This window comes from Hahella sp. CR1 (genome assembly GCF_029813005.1).
Taxonomy (GTDB): Bacteria; Pseudomonadota; Gammaproteobacteria; order Pseudomonadales; family Oleiphilaceae; genus Hahella.
The window spans coordinates 341,605-360,377 of the sequence record NZ_JAPELK010000004.1 but is presented as its reverse complement, the minus strand read 5'-3'; the positions used below and the strand labels follow the sequence as shown (position 1 = coordinate 360,377).

General features: G+C 53.1%; 13 protein-coding genes. 3 read left to right on the top strand and 10 right to left on the bottom strand.

The features are described 5' to 3' along the window. The 6 genes from serC to ONV78_RS12205 form a co-directional block, all read right to left on the bottom strand. A complete protein-coding gene (gene serC / locus ONV78_RS12230) occupies positions 1-1,086 on the bottom strand; it encodes a 3-phosphoserine/phosphohydroxythreonine transaminase (protein ID WP_279503400.1) in 1,086 nt (361 codons plus the stop codon). A gap of 61 nt (positions 1,087-1,147) precedes the next feature. Further along, positions 1,148-3,796 (bottom strand): DNA gyrase subunit A, encoded by a 2,649-nt coding sequence (gyrA, locus tag ONV78_RS12225; RefSeq protein ID WP_279503399.1) that lies wholly within the window; start codon positions 3,794-3,796, stop codon positions 1,148-1,150. 315 nt (positions 3,797-4,111) lie between these two features. Further along, positions 4,112-4,540: a CBS domain-containing protein gene (locus tag ONV78_RS12220; RefSeq protein ID WP_216737295.1), complete on the bottom strand. Its 429-nt coding sequence runs from the start codon at positions 4,538-4,540 to the stop codon at positions 4,112-4,114. Positions 4,541-4,703: 163 nt separating this feature from the next. Next, entirely contained in the window at positions 4,704-5,558 is an 855-nt protein-coding gene (purU, locus tag ONV78_RS12215; RefSeq protein ID WP_216737296.1) for a formyltetrahydrofolate deformylase, read from the bottom strand. A gap of 45 nt (positions 5,559-5,603) precedes the next feature. Next, the gene (locus tag ONV78_RS12210) at positions 5,604-5,942 is read right to left on the bottom strand and encodes a 4a-hydroxytetrahydrobiopterin dehydratase (RefSeq protein WP_011398741.1); all 339 of its coding nucleotides are present in this window, start codon (positions 5,940-5,942) and stop codon (positions 5,604-5,606) included. Positions 5,943-6,039: 97 nt separating this feature from the next. Continuing rightward, positions 6,040-7,563, bottom strand: coding sequence for a fumarate hydratase (locus tag ONV78_RS12205; RefSeq protein ID WP_279503398.1), 1,524 nt, complete (start codon positions 7,561-7,563; stop codon positions 6,040-6,042). A 471-nt stretch (positions 7,564-8,034) separates the two neighbouring features. Here ONV78_RS12205 and ONV78_RS12200 point away from each other — a divergent pair, with 471 nt between their 5' ends. After that, complete coding sequence (locus ONV78_RS12200) at positions 8,035-11,202, top strand: Ig-like domain-containing protein (RefSeq protein WP_279503397.1); 3,168 nt, start codon at positions 8,035-8,037, stop codon at positions 11,200-11,202. A gap of 100 nt (positions 11,203-11,302) precedes the next feature. On the opposite strand, the gene ONV78_RS12195 is transcribed toward ONV78_RS12200, so the two are convergent. Together ONV78_RS12195 and ONV78_RS12190 are read right to left on the bottom strand one after the other, a co-directional pair. Continuing rightward, a complete protein-coding gene (locus ONV78_RS12195; RefSeq protein WP_279503396.1) occupies positions 11,303-12,517 on the bottom strand; it encodes an argininosuccinate synthase in 1,215 nt (404 codons plus the stop codon). A gap of 140 nt (positions 12,518-12,657) precedes the next feature. Then, positions 12,658-13,563 (bottom strand): OmpA family protein, encoded by a 906-nt coding sequence (locus tag ONV78_RS12190; protein WP_279503395.1) that lies wholly within the window; start codon positions 13,561-13,563, stop codon positions 12,658-12,660. A 153-nt stretch (positions 13,564-13,716) separates the two neighbouring features. Between ONV78_RS12190 and pyrC the strand changes: the two genes are divergently transcribed. Beyond that, positions 13,717-14,754 carry a dihydroorotase gene (pyrC, locus tag ONV78_RS12185; protein ID WP_279503394.1) on the top strand — a complete coding sequence of 346 codons (1,038 nt, stop codon included), beginning with the start codon at positions 13,717-13,719 and terminating at the stop codon, positions 14,752-14,754. 103 nt (positions 14,755-14,857) lie between these two features. Beyond that, positions 14,858-15,514, top strand: a complete 657-nt coding sequence (gene rnt / locus ONV78_RS12180) for a ribonuclease T (protein ID WP_011398747.1) — start codon at positions 14,858-14,860, stop codon at positions 15,512-15,514. Between the two features lie 138 nt (positions 15,515-15,652). Here the strand turns inward: rnt and ONV78_RS12175 are convergent, their stop codons facing one another. Then, positions 15,653-16,255 (bottom strand): peroxiredoxin, encoded by a 603-nt coding sequence (locus tag ONV78_RS12175; protein ID WP_011398748.1) that lies wholly within the window; start codon positions 16,253-16,255, stop codon positions 15,653-15,655. Between the two features lie 404 nt (positions 16,256-16,659). Beyond that, positions 16,660-18,645, bottom strand: coding sequence for an SDR family oxidoreductase (locus ONV78_RS12170; protein ID WP_279503392.1), 1,986 nt, complete (start codon positions 18,643-18,645; stop codon positions 16,660-16,662). Between the last annotated feature and the right edge of the window lie 128 nt (positions 18,646-18,773).

The following is an 18,773-nucleotide window of genomic DNA, read 5'->3' as shown; positions in this document are numbered from 1 at the left end:
TCAGGCGTTCCTCCCGGCGAAATCTTGCATAAACCCAACCAGCGCATCCACCGCCTCTTCCGGCAATGCGTTATACAAACTGGCGCGCATCCCTCCAACAGAACGATGCCCTTGCAAATTAAGCAAACCAGCCTCTTCCGCTTCTTGTAGAAACTTCTGATCCAGGCTGTCGTCTTTCAGGGTAAAAGGCACATTCATCCAAGAGCGGCAAGACAGGTCTATCGGGTTCGCGTAAAACTCGCTGTCGTCTATGTATGAATAGAGCTTGCCAGCTTTGCGGCAGTTAATCGCTTCCATAGCCTGCACTCCGCCTTTTCCTTTTAGCCACTTGAATACCAGGCCAGCCAAGTACCAGGAAAAAGTAGGCGGAGTATTGACCATGGAGTCGTTTTCACTGGCCACTTTATAGTTCAGCATGGTGGGCAGACTGTCGGATGCATACCCCAGCAAGTCTTCCCGCACGATAACCAAGGTCAGACCAGCAGGCCCAATATTCTTCTGCGCGCCAGCGTATATCACCCCGAAGCGACTGATATCCACAGGACGGGACAATATGGTGGAAGACATATCCGCCACCAAGGGTTTATCACCCACGTCAGGAATATCGAGAAACTCAACGCCGCCAATCGTTTCATTTGGCGTGTAGTGCACATAACCTGCACTTTCACTCAAACGCCACTCACTGCGAGCAGGAATGCGGGAATAGCCATTATCTTTAGCTGACGCGGCAACATTCACCTTAAGGTAGCGCCCCGCTTCAGCAATCGCCTTCTTCGACCAAATACCCGTGTCGATATAATCCGCTTCAGCGCCAAGCTTCAGCAGATTAAGCGGCACTGACGCAAACTGGGTCGCAGCGCCACCCTGCACAAAGAGAACCTTGTAATTGTCAGGCACAGACATCAGTTCGCGAAAGTCACGTTCCGCCTCAACCGCCACAGAGACAAAATCGTCACTGCGATGGCTCATCTCCATAATTGACAGGCCTTTACCCCGCCAATCGAGCAGTTCCGCCTGAGCCTGCAACAACACTTCCGTAGGCAGCGCGGAAGGGCCCGCGCAAAAATTAAACTTTCTATCAGCCATACAGGCCGCTCTCCGGTATTTGGTCAAATAAACTTCTCAGACAAGCCAACCGAAGCGAAAGTTATTCTTCCGCCTCGGAGCCTTCCTCACCTGATGCGCCAGAGTCCAACTCATCACTACCAATGGCTTCAGCGGCTTCAGCGCCTTCACCTTCTTCGCCCTGGAAGTCATTTTCGTCTTCCTCCGGCTCTGCAATCCGCTCTACGCCAACCAAGTCTTCCGATTCAGACAGACGAATCAATCGCACGCCCTGAGTATTTCTTCCGACGATAGAGACTTCGTCCGAACGAGTCCGCACCAATGTTCCCTGGTTACTGATTAACATAAGCTGATCGCCGCTGATTACCTGTACCGCGCTTACTAGGTCGCCATTCCGTTCAGAGCACTGGATAGCGATAACACCCTGGCCTCCACGCCCGTATACAGGGAACTCCGACACCGCAGTCCGCTTACCGTAGCCTTTACGACTTGCAGTGAGGATGAATGCATCTTCTTGCGGAATGATAAGGGAAACGACAGTTTGCCCTTCCGCCATCCGAATGCCTCTAACCCCGCGAGCAGTACGCCCCATTGGTCGCACGTCGTCTTCATTGAAGCGAATGGCTTTACCGCTGCTGCTGAACAGCATGACGTCTTTCTTACCATCGGTAATGGCTGCGCCGATAAGCATATCGCCTTCATCCAGCGCCAAAGCGATCAAGCCGCTACTGCGAGGACGCGAGAAGTTCTCTAATGGCGTTTTCTTGACGGTCCCCTGACGGGTGGCCATGAATACATAGTGATCAGCCGCGTATTCACGCACCGGCAACATGGTAGTGATGCGCTCATCTTCCGCCAGCGGCAGAATATTTACGATCGGACGACCACGGGCAGTACGGCTTGCCTGAGGAATTTCATAGGTCTTAAGCCAATACAGTTTACCGTGAGAGGTGAAACACAAAATCGTATCGTGAGAGCTGGCGATCAAAAGCTTCTCGACAAAATCTTCGTCGCGAATCGCCGTCGCAGCCTTACCTTTGCCGCCTCGTTTCTGCGCCTGATACGCTTCCAGCGGCTGAGTCTTCGCGTAGCCTTTGTGAGACAACGTAACCACCATGTCTTCTTCGGCGATCAGGTCAGCAATCGTAAGATCTCGCTTGGAAGCGGTAATTTCCGTTACGCGAGCGTCGCCAAATTCTTCGCGGACAGCTTCCAGCTCTTCACGGATAACCTCCATCAGACGCTCTGGATTCTGCAGAATCTCCAGCAATTCAGCAATTTGCTCGATGATGCTGCGGTACTCGTCGTTAATTTTTTCAATTTCCAGACCAGTCAGCTTTTGCAGACGCAAGTCCAGAATAGATTGCGCCTGCACTTCAGACAGAAAATACAGGCCATCACGCAGACCAAATTCAGGCGCCAAGTCATCAGGACGACAGGCGTCTTCGCCTGCGCGCTCCAGCATGCCTGTCACCGCACCCGGAGACCAGCCTTGCGCCATCAAACGTTCTTTGGCTTCCGCGCCAGTGGAAGAAGCCTTGATAACAGCGATAACCGGATCGATGTTCGCCAACGCAACCGCCTGACCTTCCAGGATATGGCCGCGCTCACGGGCTTTACGCAACTCGTAAATGGTCCGGCGCGTCACCACTTCACGGCGGTGACGCACGAAGCATTCAATACAGTCTTTCAGGTTCAGCAGCTTGGGCTCGCCATTAATCAAGGCGACCATATTGATGCCGAATACCGTTTCCAGGGGCGTAAGGGCGAACAGGTTGTTCATGAGCACGTCCGCGTTTTCACCGCGACGCAACTCAATAACCACCCTCATCCCTTCCTTACTGGATTCATCACGCAGCTCGGTGATGCCTTCAACCTTTTTCTCTTTGACCAGCTCAGCGATTTTCTCAACCAGCTTGGCCTTGTTAACCTGATAAGGAATCTCAGTGATTACAATCGTTTCCTTACTGGTTTTCTTGTCCTGCTCAATTTCATAGCGCGCGCGAATATAAATCCGGCCACGACCAGTGCGGTACGCCTCCAAAATCCCCGCGCGACCATTAATGATGGCGGCAGTGGGAAAGTCAGGTCCCGGAATAAACTCCATCAGCTCATCGATGGTTATATCACTGTTATCCAGGTAAGCAAGGCATCCATTGACCACTTCGGTCAGGTTATGAGGAGGAATGTTCGTCGCCATCCCTACCGCGATGCCTGAGGACCCATTCACCAAGAGATTGGGCACTTTGGTCGGCAGTACGACGGGAATCTGCTCAGAGCCATCGTAGTTAGGGGCGAAGTCGACCGTTTCTTTATCGAGATCGGCCAGCATTTCATGGGCGATCTTCTCCATACGGATTTCCGTATAACGCATTGCCGCTGCGCTATCGCCGTCGATGGAGCCGAAGTTGCCCTGCCCGTCCACCAGGGTGTATCGCAGCGAGAATGGCTGCGCCATACGCACAATGGTGTCGTATACGGCGGAGTCGCCATGGGGGTGATATTTACCGATGACGTCACCGACCACACGGGCGGATTTCTTATAGGCCTTGTTCCAATCGTTCCCCAACTCGTTCATCGCAAACAAAACGCGGCGATGCACCGGCTTGAGGCCGTCTCGCGCGTCCGGCAAGGCACGGCCTACGATAACGCTCATCGCGTAGTCGAGGTAGGATTGTTTCAGTTCATCTTCAATATTGACGGGAAGTATTTCTTTGGCGAGTTCAGCCATAATATAGCAATAACCTATTCTAGAAAGGATAGTTCGGTTCTTGTTCTACCCACAGTCTGTCCAAACCCTGGTTCGCTCGTCTTGCAGTCGTTGAACCCGGCGGGGAGTCAGTTCAAGCGGCATGTAATCGCACACTCTTTACTCGACCAAGGGCTGCGCCACAAGCGGTCAAGTCTAGCATAGAAGGCGGCGGCAACGAAGTTAATTAGGGCGAGAATAAGATATTTTTTAGGCGCAAAAAAGCGCTCCCTCCAGCAACAGGAGAGGCTAGTTGGCGGCGCGCATCAGCCAACGCGCGCCACTCTTTTTAGCGAGTCAGGCCGACTGATGAAACCGCTGGGGGGCGACAAAGTCCGCAACAGCGCGCAGCACGTCCTTACGACTGATTTGCCCCACCAACTTCCCCTCTTCCACTACAGGAAAGCGACGCCGACGATCATTAATGAAGCGCTCACTGACAGCAAGAATGTCCTCCTCCGGCCCGACGACATCCACATCCACGGTCATATACTCAGCAACAGTGCCGCCCAGAGATTCGTAGTCGTAATAACTACCACTCAGGATGCTTTTCAGGCAATCCACTTCCGACAACATCCCCACAAGATTCCCCCTGCCATCTACGACAGGGGCGCCGGAAATACTGTTTTTAAGGAGTTTATGAATGGCTTCAAACAATTCTGTTTCAGGGGAAAATACAACCAAATTAGTGGTCATATAATCGCGCACTTTCACGGATCGCAACATGGGACTCTCCTAAGGCAGGCATTTGCTGATGGTTATTGTTAACCGCCCTGTCAGCGTCTTCCTTTAATTACGCTGATACCTTAAAGATACGCCCATATACCTGAAACGCCAACTCATGAGCCCGGAGCGAACGCCCCGGGTTTGATGTCAGTCAATAATGACCTTATTCAAATACGATGGTCTTGTTCTCATGAACAATCACCCGGTCCTCCAGGTGATAGCGCAAGCCTCGCGCAAGCACTTGCTTCTCTACATCTTTCCCCAGCCGCACCATGTCTTCAATGGTATCGCTGTGATTCACCCTGATCACATCCTGCTCAATAATTGGACCTTCATCCAGATCCTGAGTGACGTAATGACAGGTTGCGCCGATCAACTTGACGCCACGCTTGTACGCCTGATGGTACGGACGAGCGCCCGCGAAAGACGGCAGGAAGCTGTGATGGATATTGATGATGCGCCCCGTGTACCTGTCGCACAGCTCCGGCGGCAGAATCTGCATGTAGCGCGCAAGAACGACGACCTCTGCATCCAGCGCATCCACCAATCGCTCCACCTCAGCGAATGCGACGGACTTGTCATCTGCATCCACCGGCACGTGATAATAGGGAATGTCATGCCACTCCACCATGCGACGCAAGTCATCATGATTGGAGATAACCCCGACAATCTCTCCATCCATTTCTTTCGCATGCCAGCGATGCAGCAAGTCCGCCAGACAGTGAGACTCCTTGCTCGCCATCAGAACAATACGCTTGGGTTGCTGCGAGTCCGCCACATGCCAGCACATCTGGAACTCCCGGGCGATTGGCTCAAACGCTATGCGAAATGAGTTCAGATCAAAAGGGAGCGAGCTCGCTTTTATCTCATTCCTCATATAGAACCAGCCGTTGGTTGGATCAGAATGATGGCTCGCTTCGGTCAGCCAGCCATTATAAGTAGCCAGAAATGTGGTTACTTTCGCAACAATGCCGACCCGATCAGGACAGGCGATTACCAGTCGATATGTTCTTTCCATTATTTTCCTACCAGCTGTGAGACGCCAGCGGGACGCGACAGACCTCTATGCGTTAAAGACTGCTTCGCACCGCTTAGCCATCGCAAAGTCCAACTCATGCAGACCTTTAATAGTATGACTCCACCAGGTAACCCTGACCTTACCCCACTCGGTCACCAGTTCAGGGTGGTGGTTAATTTCCTCAGCAATAGCGCCAACTTTGTTGGTGAACTCTAACGCCAAAGCGAAGTTTTTGAATTTGTAGTCGCGGCTGATCATTTGCACGCCGTTACGCTCTTCCAAACGCCACTCGGGCACCTGACTCAAGTACTTCTCAAGTTTCGCCGGATCTACCTTTTCGGCGTCAGGTCTACAGGCCTCGCAGCTTGGAATTGTATCGCTCATGCTTTTTCTCCTTGTTTTGAATTAAGCGTTTGCCGGGGCGCTCGCCCCAGCGTCGCTGTAGCCTAACTCCACAAGAAAAAGATCGCCAACATTTATCTTAGCCGACTATTTTCACAGCGCTTTCCGCAATGCGCTTACGCCATTCCGCTGGACCAGTTTGATGCACAGACTCGCCATTTACATCCACCGCCACGGTAACCGGCATATCTTTTACTTCGAACTCGTAGATCGCCTCCATTCCCAACTCAGGGAAGGCCACGACATTGGAAGAACGGATTGCTTTAGAAACCAGATAGGCTGCGCCGCCCACAGCCATCAGATAGACAGCCTTATTGTCACGAATCGCTTCAATCGCCACAGGGCCGCGCTCAGCTTTGCCGATCATACCCATAAGACCGGTCTGCTCCAGCATAGTGCGAGTGAACTTATCCATCCGCGTAGATGTAGTTGGTCCGGCCGGTCCAACCACTTCATCGCCCACGGGGTCCACAGGGCCCACGTAATAAATGAAGCGATTATTCAAATCCACCGGCAAGGATTCGCCGCGCGCGAGCATATCCACCATTTTCTTGTGCGCAGCGTCACGACCCGTCAGCATTTTTCCTGACAGAAGCACGGTATCGCCGGGGCGCCAGGACGCAATTTCCTCGCGAGTGATCGAGTCCATATTCACACGCTTAACGTTGGCTCCTACCTCCCAGGTGATTTCCGGCCACTCATCAAGGTTAGGCGGCGTTTGCAATGAAGGCCCGCTGCCATCGAGCACGAAATGAGCATGGCGAGTCGCCGCACAGTTGGGAATAATAGCGACGGGTTTGTTGGCGGCATGGGTCGGGTAGTCTTTTACCTTAACGTCCAGCACCGTCGTCAAACCACCCAGGCCTTGCGCCCCGATGCCCAACGCATTTACTTTCTCGAAAAGCTCCAGACGCAACTCCTCGCTGCGGTTAGCTGCGCCGCGCGCTTGCAAGTCCTGAATGTCGATAGGATCAAGCAACGCCTCTTTGGCCAATTCCATTGCTTTCTCGGCGGTTCCACCGATACCGATACCCAACATTCCAGGCGGACACCAGCCGGCGCCCATCTTCGGCACCTGCTCCAGCACCCATTCTGCGACAGAATCAGACGGGTTCAGCATGGCGAACTTGGATTTGGCTTCAGAGCCGCCGCCTTTCGCCGCAACGTGCACATCCACTTTGTCGCCAGGAACGACCTTCATGTGAATAATGGCGGGAGTATTGTCTTTCGTGTTTCTGCGCGCGCCATCAGGATCAGCCAAGACGGACGCCCGCAGAATATTGTCAGGGTGCAGGTAGGCGCGACGTACGCCTTCATTAACCATATCCTCGACGCTCATATCTGCATCCCATTGCACATCCATTCCGATATTCAGGAACACCGTCACGATGCCGGTATCCTGACAGATAGGACGACGCCCTTCCGCACACATACGGGAGTTGATCAGAATTTGCGCCAGCGCATCTTTAGCGGCGGTGGACTCTTCGCGCTCATAGGCAGCATGAACCGCTTTGATAAAGTCGACGGGATGGTAGTAGGAGATAAACTGCAGCGCGTCGAATACGCTGTCGATGAGATCGTCTTGACGGATCACGGTGGTCATGCACGCACTCTCTTGTTACATGGTTCTTGGAGTAGTCACAGCTTTGGCTGACAACGACGCCTCCCAAAGGACGCCAAGTGCCCGCCTTATTTGATTTAGGCGGAAATTGTACCTAATTCGCCCCCCAAGTTCAGCCTTAAACTGTTAACGAATACAGCGCCTTTGCAACCGTAGCCCTAAGGACTGGGCCTAATCTATTTTTCCCATTTGTGAATTAGGGAGTCCGTTCATAGAAAAAATGAGCTAAACTCCTGACGATGCATGAGAAAATCACCAAACGCCTGCGCCCTGATGACGCCAACACATCGTGCGAAAGGCTTATTTTATTGTGCGGGGTATGATTTCACGGCTTTCAGGCCGATGAAATCTAACCTATGCTGATAAAACTTTTTTGGCGCAGAACTGGAGCGAATAATTCAGTCACGCCGGGAACATTCTGAAAGCAATAATAAAAGGAAGAAGGTCCTACCTATGTTCAAGAAAACCTTTCTCAGTCTGGCGGTAGCGTCGGCAGTCACTTTATCGGGGTGTGGAGGCAACGGCGGCGGCAATGCTAATGCTGGCGCGCAAAATGAATTTGATGGGGATTTGCCTGACTCGCTAAATCAATTCGATGGCAAAATATGGCCTGTTTTTAACCCGATAGCCAGCAAGGTGCCCATTCCAAACGATCTACTGCTGGATCAGACCGCAAGAGACGGCACCTATTCAGACTCTTCCGCCAACCCGGTTCAAGCTGCACTAGGGGCTCTAAGCGGCGCGTCCATTATTGCGCCGATTGATATTACTTTTTCAGGCTATATAAATGGCGATAGCTTGAGCACCTCTCCATTTGTCCCTTCCGGCGGCAGCCTTGTTCCCAATCCTAACCAGAATGTCTTTTTACTTGAGCTTGCTTACGCCAGCGGCGACCCAATTCAGGGCCTGTCCATTTCCGAACCGCCCACCATACCTTTGGCGGCTGGCGTACTTTTAGCGTCAGCTGAAAGCGACCCTGCAACAGCAGCGACCATTCTTGGAGCCGCCATAGCAGATGCGCCTGCAATCAAAGCATCCGTCATTGAGCTGTCAGGCGCCAGCACCCTGAGAATCCAGCCAACAAAACCTTTAAAGCCCAGAACACGCTATCTAGTCATAGTCACCAACGAGGTTAAGGATTCCACGGGCCAGTTTATTTCAATGGACCCCAACTACTCACTTCTTTCTGGCGACATCGCCTTACCATCCAGCCAATTGGAGCCGGTCCGAACCGCAATAAACAGTTTCTGGGAGCCGACTGCTGAGGGTTATTTCGCAATAAATAACACGACCCGAGCAGCACTGAGCATGAGCCCGCTTTCCGCCAGCAATATAGCTTTAACTTACTCGTTTACCACGTCTGGCGACGAAAAGGTGATGGAGTATATCGCCAATCCAACGGAGTGGTTTAATGATCAAATAACCACATTTATTCGTCTCTCAGCCGCCGAAACGGTTCTCGAAACAAACCCGTCGGCCACCTACTCCACTGTAAACGCCACTGCAGATGCAGCTGTAGCCGCATTCCCAAGTGCAGCGCAGATAACCGCTTTTTCACCAATATTTAATTCCGGCTACCCATGCTATGGAGCCACTGGCGTCACAGCAATTGGTTGCGCCTCCACAGTACTTACAACCAATTTCTCCTCACTACTCCCAACTCCAAAGGCTCGGGCGCTTACCTACACCAGCAGCAACACACCTGTAAATCTGGTTTCAGCTCTCACCAGTTCTTTGCTGGACAAAACCAACAGCATCAATCCTCTGGTGTCTCAGGGAACCATTTCTACCCCCTACTACTTGGGCATCCCAACCAGCACCGACGGCTCCACAATACAGTCCAGCACCTGGACCGCTAACAAACCGTTAGCAGACGCCCTTAACCTGGCGTTCAGCAGCGCAGGACTGAAACTCCCTCAAGGAGACAGCAAGGATGACAACGGCAACCCTGTCGCCGCCAAGTCAACAGTTGTCAACTATGTTTTCCCATTTCCCACGCAAGCTGACGGCAACACCACAACGCCAGATACTGTTGACACACTCCCTATTCCATGGCTGGCGGTATATCCAGACAACACGTCGGCATGCCCCAAGCCGCTGAAAACCGTAATATTCCAACACGGTATTACCACAGATCGGAGCGCTGCGTTGTCCGTGGGAACAGCTTTAGCTGAAAAATGTTTCGCCACAATCGCGATTGATCAAGTCGTACATGGCGTAGCTCCCGCCTCGACCGCGAAAAAGCTAGGCTTGGCAGCCACGCTGCTGGCTGCAGGTCAAGAAAGCGGACTACCAGCATCACTAGCTCCGAATGACACCAACAATCAAGCCGTTGTCGACCAAGTAATCGCCCTGAATTATGTTAAAGCGACTCTTCCCACCAGTGATGACTCAGTAGCTGAAACAGCGATTCTAACTGCTATCTCAGGCGGAGATACAGGAAGCGCTGCCGTCAACGCCTACGCCCCTTCGCTGAGATCTTTCGAAAACACAGTCGCCAACGCCGGCAGCACTATCCCAGGCATCGCCCACACGGATAACGAGCGTCACTTTGACTACACCGCCAACGCAGCGCAACAAGCGGTGGCAATGAACTTTGACCCTGCCAGCGCCTCGGGCTCATCCGGCAGTCTGTTTATCAACTTGACTGGCTTTATCAATAGCCGTGACAAGAATCGCCAAGGCGTTATCGACCTGCTAAACCTGAGACAGACCATCAGCTCGATTGATCTGGATGGCCCCAGCGGCGGCCTATATGCTGCAGGCGACCTGGATAACAACAATGTGTTCTTTATGGGTCACTCATTAGGGACACTTATTGGCACACCGTTTGTCGCCGTCGCCAACAGCACGCCAATGGACAACATTAAAGCCGCAGCGTTACTAACCCCGGCCTCAGGCATTGTACGCATGCTGGAAAATTCGCCATCATTCGCACCCACCATTATTGGCGGCTTGTCCGCAGCCGGAATCGACCAGAAGACAACCAGCTATGAAACCTTCCTGGGAGTATTTCAGGCTGCGCTGGACGCCGTTGACCCCATCAGCTTCGCTGACAACTTGAATACGTCGGTGAACTATAGCGGGAATTACCAAACTTCCGCTGACGATACAGGCGTATTGATGATTGAATTGGCGGGACGCCCTGACGTGAACGGCAACGCGCAAGTTGGCTACATCAGCGATCAAACCAATGTTATTGAGACGGAAACCACCCAGCTGACAACCAGCTTTGGAACCCCTTATCCAGACTTGTTATCCGGCGTGGATAAACTGGCCGAGCAAATGGGCGCCACCAATACGCTTGACGCTGCAGCGCCCTCAGGCTCGCCCGACACATTAATCAGCCGCCTCAGCTATGGCTCTCATGCTATGTACGTACTGCCGATCGTCTCATCGTCAGAGTCCTCGTCTTACCCAGACGTAGCCGCAGAAACTGCGCGCCGCCAAGCATCATTTGCTGAAGGCGTAACGGAATCCGTCGCATTCTTCACGCTGGGCGGTGAAATCTCATCCGCTGCTGTAGACACCACCGCAGCATTGGCGGGTGAAACGACCGGCCTGGAGACAGAAGCGGACTATCAAGCCAGAACCAACAAACAGTTAAACCTTAGCAACTAAGGCAAGAAACTAAGAAAGCGCCCTCCATTGCGAGGGCCGCTGGACAGACGTAAAAAAACCGCCATTCAGGCGGTTTTTTTCTTTTAGACCAAGTCCGGCGCTATTTCATGCTACGGCCTTTGTCGGCGGCAATGCGCATGCGCAACGCATTCAGCTTGATAAAGCCCTCGGCGTCGCGTTGATTGTATACGCCGCCGTCATCTTCAAAAGTGGCGATACGGTCGTCGAACAGGCTATCTTCAGACTTACGTCCCGCAACAACCACGTTGCCTTTGTAGAGCTTGACCCTAACCACGCCATTAACATGCTGCTGCGACTCGTCGATCAATTTCTGCAGAGCAAGACGCTCTGGCGACCACCAGTAACCGTTGTAAATCAGCTCAGCATATTTGGGCATCAGACTGTCTTTCAGGTGAGCCAACTCTTTATCCAGAGTAATGGACTCAATGGCGCGGTGCGCGCGTAGCATGATGGTTCCCCCTGGCGTTTCATAACAGCCGCGGGACTTCATCCCCACATAGCGGTTCTCAACGATATCGAGGCGTCCCACTCCGTTAGCGCCGCCAATCTTGTTTAGCTTCTCGATGACCTCGTGCGGCGCCAAGGTTTCGCCGTCGATGGCGACGATATCGCCATTTTTATAAGTCAGTTCCAGATAGGTCGCCTGATCCGGCGCCGCCTCAGGAGATACGGACCAGCGCCACATATCTTCTTCCGCTTCCGCCCAAGGATCTTCCAGAATGCCGCCCTCATAAGAAATGTGCAGCAGGTTGGCGTCCATGGAATAAGGAGATTTGCCCTTCTTCTTTTCCACCGCAATGTCATGAGTATCGCAATAGGTCAGCAGCTTCTCTCTTGAGGTCAGATCCCACTCACGCCAGGGCGCGATCACTTTAATGCCTGGCTTCAACGCGTAGGCGCCCAGCTCAAAGCGCACTTGATCATTCCCTTTTCCGGTGGCGCCATGAGAAATAGCGTCAGCGCCAGTCTCGTTGGCGATCTCCACCAAACGCTTGGCGATCAAGGGGCGCGCGATAGAAGTGCCCAGCAGATACTCGCCTTCATAAATAGTGTTGGCGCGGAACATTGGAAAAACAAAGTCACGTGCGAATTCTTCGCGAAGGTCTTCAATGAAGATCTGTTTGACGCCGAGCTTCTCCGCTTTGGCGCGAGCCGGCTCAACCTCTTCACCCTGACCGATATCAGCAGTAAAGGTCACCACTTCACAGTTATAGTTTTCTTGCAGCCACTTAACGATTACCGAGGTGTCCAACCCGCCCGAGTAGGCGAGCACGACTTTGTTGACCTTAGACATGACGATGCTCCCAAGAGATTACGAAAGGCGGTTATTCTAGGCCCTTCGTACAAAGTTTTCTATGGCTGAGCAAGGCGACTGCGCGCACGCCATTCAGGGCGAGGCGCAGATTATGAGGGCTGGTTAAAAATGGAGCGTTATTAAAGCTCTTCTGTCGAAATATCCAGGACGTCATCTTTAGCCGGGGGTTGCGTTCCTCTTTCCAGCCTGACCGTGGCGCGACGATTACGAGCCAGCTCTTTGGGGCCAGCGTTTTTAACCACAGGATAACGTTCGCCATGATAGCGAGTGGTGATTTTCTCGGAGGTCACGCCCTTCTCCGTCAGATAGGCGGTCACCGCTTCCGCCCGATCTTTAGAAAGCCGGCGGTTATAAATTCTACGCCCAGTGGAATCTGTGTGTCCGTCGACGAAAATCGCCGTCACAGAAGGGTCGGCCTTCACGTACAAGACCACCTTGTCCAACTCTCTTTTATCCTGATCCGTCAGCACAGACTCATCCAGCTTGAAAAATACCGCTGTACGTTCAACCTGACGGAAGTTCACAGGCAACAGCCCGGAGACACAGGATAGATAGTCTTCGTAGTAGCGGGAAAAGTTGATGGAAGAAACCTCTACTCTGACGGTGTCGTCATTGAAGCGCGCACGACGCGTGAAGGTCGGCATCATCCCTTCCAGCAGGCTGTCCATCATTTGCTCTGCTTTGGGATTATCCACGGTAATGGGGTGCGGCTTGTCCAACACAGCCACGTAACCCAAGTCTCGGACGTTAATGCCAGGACGCCAACGCGGCGCCTCCAGCACCAGAGCCGCTTCGCCTTCGCGCATCGGGTTGCGTGAGGTGTCGAGATAGAATCTCAGTGACTCTCCCGCCTCCCGGTAGAACACCGCCCTACCGTACTGCGGAATGTTATGCGTCAACGCACACTCAAATATGGAGGAAGATAAATACCACTGACTTTTCTCAATGCCAGCCGAAAAAGTCATGGCCTGGGTTGGAGCAGCCCCGCAAAGGGCGATCATGGAGGCGATTGTTAGTTTGCGCACGATAATCTCACTAACACGGTGATCACAACATACATTAACGATATTATCGGCCCGGCGCGGGAATTCTTTACCCTGAATCCTGTTCCGTTCTGGTATACTTGCGTGCAGTTTTGTAACCCTGCTTTTCTGCATTGCCCTGGTGGTTGATACTCTATGTCTGACTTAGTCATTACCCGGCCCGACGATTGGCACCTTCACCTGCGCGACGGCGACGCCCTTGCGACGACCATACCCGCGACAGCGCGCCTGTTTTCCCGCGCCATCGTCATGCCGAATCTGGTTCCTCCGGTCACCCACACAGCGCAGGCGGAAGCCTATCGCAGCCGAATCCTGAGTCACATTCCCGCTGGCGCGACGTTTGATCCGCTGATGACGCTTTATCTGACCAACAATACCTCTCCAGAGGAAATTGTCGTCGCTAAGCAAAGCGTGATCGTTTATGGCTGCAAGCTTTATCCCGCAGGCGCCACCACCAACTCCGACGCCGGCGTCACTGATGTCGCCAATGTCTTTCCGGTACTGGAGAAAATGAGTGAAGTCGGACTGCCGCTATTGGTGCACGGCGAGGTGGTCCAGGCGGACGTGGATATTTTCGATCGTGAAAAGCGTTTTCTCGATGAAACCCTTGCGCCGTTAGCTGAGCGCTTCCCAGACCTGAAGATCGTATTGGAGCACATCACCACTCGTGATGCGGTGGAGTTTGTCGATCAGGCTGGCTCTAATGTCGCCGCCACCATTACTGCGCATCACTTGCTTTATAACCGTAACCATATGCTGGTGGGCGGCATTCGCCCGCACTTTTATTGTCTGCCCATTCTGAAGCGATCTGAACATCAGCTTGCATTGCGCGACGCCGCCGCTTCCGGCAGCGATAAATTTTTCCTGGGCACAGATTCAGCGCCGCATCCCAAAGAAAAGAAGGAAGCGGCTTGCGGTTGCGCCGGCTGTTTCACCGCGCCCTCTGCGCTGGAGTTATATGCGGAAGCTTTCGATGAACTGGGCGCGCTGGATAAACTGGAAGGTTTCGCCAGTCTTCACGGCCCGAAGTTTTACGGCCTGCCAGTCAATAGCGGCAAAGTACGCTTGAGTAAGCAGGATTGGACCATGCCCACCAGCATGGCGTTGGGCGACTCAACCATAGTTCCTTTCCGCGCTGGAGAGACCATTCGCTGGAAGGCCGAGCTGCTCTGACGCAGCTCCTCGCGCATTCGCCTGTCGCGCAAAACCTTTATTTATCATAACAGTACAGCCGTGGCGGGAGACGTTCGCCACCCCAACCAAAAGTAGATAACCAGTGTCTGAATCGCAAAACCGCCCTAAATCCCCTCTCGCCAGACGTTTCCGCGGCTTTCTGCCTGTTGTGGTGGATGTCGAGACGGCCGGCTTCAACTCCAAGACCGATGCGCTACTGGAGGTCTCCGCCGTCATTATCAGCATGGAAGATGACGGTATGCTCTACCCTGAGCCGCCAGTCAGCTTCAATGTGGAGCCCTTCGCCGGCGCCAATATCGAGCAGGCTGCGCTGGAATTTACTGGGATCGATCCATTCAATCCTTTACGCGACGCCAAACCCGAAGCCGATGCGCTGAACGAGTTGTTCCGCCCTATTCGCAAGTCCGTGAAGTCCAACGGTTGTAATCGCGCGATCCTGGTCGGCCATAACGCCACTTTTGATCACTCGTTCCTGTTCGCCGCCGCCGAGAGAGGGGATGTAAAACGCAATCCGTTTCACCCGTTTTCCACATTCGACACAGCGACATTAGCGGCGCTGGCCTATGGGCATACGGTATTGTCCAGAGCCTGTCAGTTAGCTGGCATTCCCTTCGATAATAAAGAAGCGCATTCCGCAGAATATGACGCGATGAAAACGGCCGAGCTGTTCTGCTCTATCGTGAATCGCTGGAAAGAATTGGGCGGCTGGACTACCGATCAGCAAGACTACGCAGACTGATCTTCGGATTTAGGTTATCCACACCGATTCGATAAGCGCTGTTTACAGCGCTTTTCTTTTTGGAGTTTAGGATTGTCCCCCTTCTCCTAGACGCAAAAAAGGCCGCAGAAGCGGCCTTTTTCGTTAACTCGACAGCGATTAAAGCTTGTCGGAGTTTTGAGACAGGTAGTTAGCCACGCCTTCTGGGGAAGCCTGCATACCTTTGTCGCCTTTCTTCCAGCCAGCAGGACATACTTCGCCGTGCTCTTCGTGGAATTGCAGCGCGTCAACCAGACGAATCAGCTCATCTACGTTGCGGCCCAGCGGCAGGTCGTTAACGATCTGGGAACGCACAACGCCGTCTTTGTCGATCAGGAAAGCGCCACGGAACGCAACGCCGCCAGCGGACTCAACGTCAAACGCTTTGCAGATTTCGTGGTTCAGGTCAGCCGCCAGAGTGTACTTGACGGGACCGATGCCGCCTTTGTCCACGGGTGTGTTACGCCATGCGTTGTGAGTGAAGTGTGAGTCGATGGAAACGCCGATCACTTCTACGCCGCGCTCTTTGAACTGCTCTACACGGTGATCCAGTGCAATCAGCTCAGAAGGACATACGAAGGTGAAGTCCAGAGGGTAGAAGAAAATCAGGGCATATTTGCCTTTGATTGCTTCAGACAGCTTGTATTCGTCTACGATCTGACCGTCAGCCAGAACAGCGGGAACGGTAAAGTCGGGAGCAGGTTTTCCTACTAGAACGCCCATCGTTGTTTCTCCTAAATTACATTTTCTGTTTTGATGCAAGCATCAAAATACGCTTGTTATTTCAACAAATTATTGCAGCGATATGTTGCTGCGTTCAGAGGGTGAAAGGCACCACACAAAAGTGGCGTAATCATACCTTTTCCACTGAACCAAGCCTATTGTCGCGCCATTTAATTTATTAATGGCGAGCATAGGTCCGCCCTATAAAATCACGGAGCCCCTACGAACCGAAATAATGCCTAAAAATTTTCGGGTTACGCAGCCTGAGCCAGCAAGTGTAGGTGTTTTGCCGCCAATTTTCTAATGCGCAACGGCTTGATTCAGGCAGACTACGGGGATACTTGATAATAATAAGCCGGGCCCCGGCGCCAAGACCGGAACCCGTTTTCCGACAGCGATAGACGTTACCAGTGAATTCCCCGCATGATCGCTGCAAAAGCGACCTGCTCGGTGGAAACCTTGGGCTTCTCGCCATCTTTACCGCCCGTGGCGGCGCTGGAGTCAGGGAACATCTTGAAGCCGGTGTTCATGATGATCTCACTAAACTTCGGCGCCATGGAGTGCAGCACCTGCGCAAATACGCCCAGACGTGTAGCAATGCGCTTCGGACGATGAATAATCGCCTCCGCAATCAGATCCGCCGCTTCCTCTGGCGTCAGCGTTGGCACCGAGTCATAGATCTTGGTGGGGCTGATCATCGGCGTCCGCACTAACGGCATATTAATGGTGGTGAAGGTGACGTTCTTATCGGAAAACTCCGCCGCCGCACAACGGGAGAAAGCATCTAACGCCGCTTTGGAAGCCACATAGGCGGAGAAACGCGGGGCATTGGTCAATACGCCAATAGAGGAGATATTCACAATATGCCCCCGTCTCCGCTCCAGCATGCTGGGCGCAAACCCCATAATCAGCCGCAATGAGCCAAAGTAGTTGAGTTGCATCGTGCGCTCAAAATCATGAAAACGATCAAACGCATGCTGAATGGAGCGACGAATGGAGCGGCCAGCGTTATTCACAAGTACGTCGACATGTCCCAGATCCTTGAGGACATTGGCGACAAAGCGATCGCAGTCTTCCAGATCAGAGAGGTCGACGGAGTATTCATAAATTTCGCCGCCCAGCGCTTCCAGTTCTTTCTTCACTTCCTGCAGCTTTTCCGGGGTGCGCGCAGCGATCACGACTTTAGCGCCCGCCTCCGCCAGTTTGCGGGCGGCGCTCAAACCAATGCCGGAGGTAGCGCCAGTGATCACGCAGACGCGCCCTTCCACCGCCCCACGCAAAGTGCGGTCCTTGTATAGATCCGGGTCGAGGTGACGCTCCCAGTAATCCCAAATCGCCGGCGCATAGTCCTGCAAGTGGGGCACAGAGATGTCGGTTCCTTTAAGCAGACGCTCAGTCTCGCGATTATCAAAGCGGGTTGGGTAATTGATAAAGCTCATTACCTCATCCGGAATCCCAAGGTCGTTAAGCACGGCGGTTTTCATCCGCTGCACCGGGGGCAGGCGCGCAATCCCCTGACGGATCATTGGCGGAATAAACCCGAACATGCGCGCGTCAATACGCATGGCCATCTTGGGAGCATGGCCGGCTTCCGCAAAGATATTGAGAATTTCGCCCACTTTATGGGGATCAGGATCAGTCAGGTGGAAGCATTTGCCGTCTTCGCCTTCCGCATGCGCGATGTGATCCATCGCGTCCACGACGAAGTCCACAGGCACAATATTGATGCGCCCGCCTTCCAGGCCGATGGTGGGCATCCACTGCGGCAATGCGCTACGCAGCTTCTGGATCAGCTTGAAGAAATAGTAAGGACCGTCGATCTTATCGATCTCACCGGTTTTAGAGTGACCGACAACCATGCCCGGACGATAGACGCGCCAAGGTGTCTGGCACTCTTCCCGCACCAGTTTTTCGGATTCATGCTTGGTGCGCAGATAGGGGTTATTCAGTTTTTCCGCTTCTTCGAACATGTCTTCGCGGAAGATGCCCCGGTAGAGACCCGCCGCCGCGATGGAGCTGACATGATGGAAGCAGCCGGCCTTGAGGCTATCGGCCAGCTTAACCGCATTCCGAGTGCCTTCAATATTCGCCTGCTCCTGACTTTCCGCAGAGGCCTGCATGTCGTAGATGGCCGCCAAATGGAATAAGTGATCCACTTTGCCCTGCAGCATCGCGACATCTTTTTCACTGACGCCGAGCATCGGTTCCGCCAAATCGCCGACAACGCCGACTACCTGCTCATCCGACGCACCCCAGCGTTCACGCAGCTCATCAAGCTTGGGGAGAGACGCCTCCCGCACCAATAAATATACGGTTCCGCCGCGTTTTAATAATTTGGGAACCAGGAAACGACCGATAAATCCGGTGCCTCCTGTCACGAAGTAGTTCATATCCACTCCATTCCGGTTGATGTTTTTTAACTTTATTAATGAACCCAGCTCCACCGATTCAGTGCAAAGCTTTCCTGTTTTCCAGTTGTATAGCCTTTAAGTATGGCAAAGGTTTTTATTGTCGAATG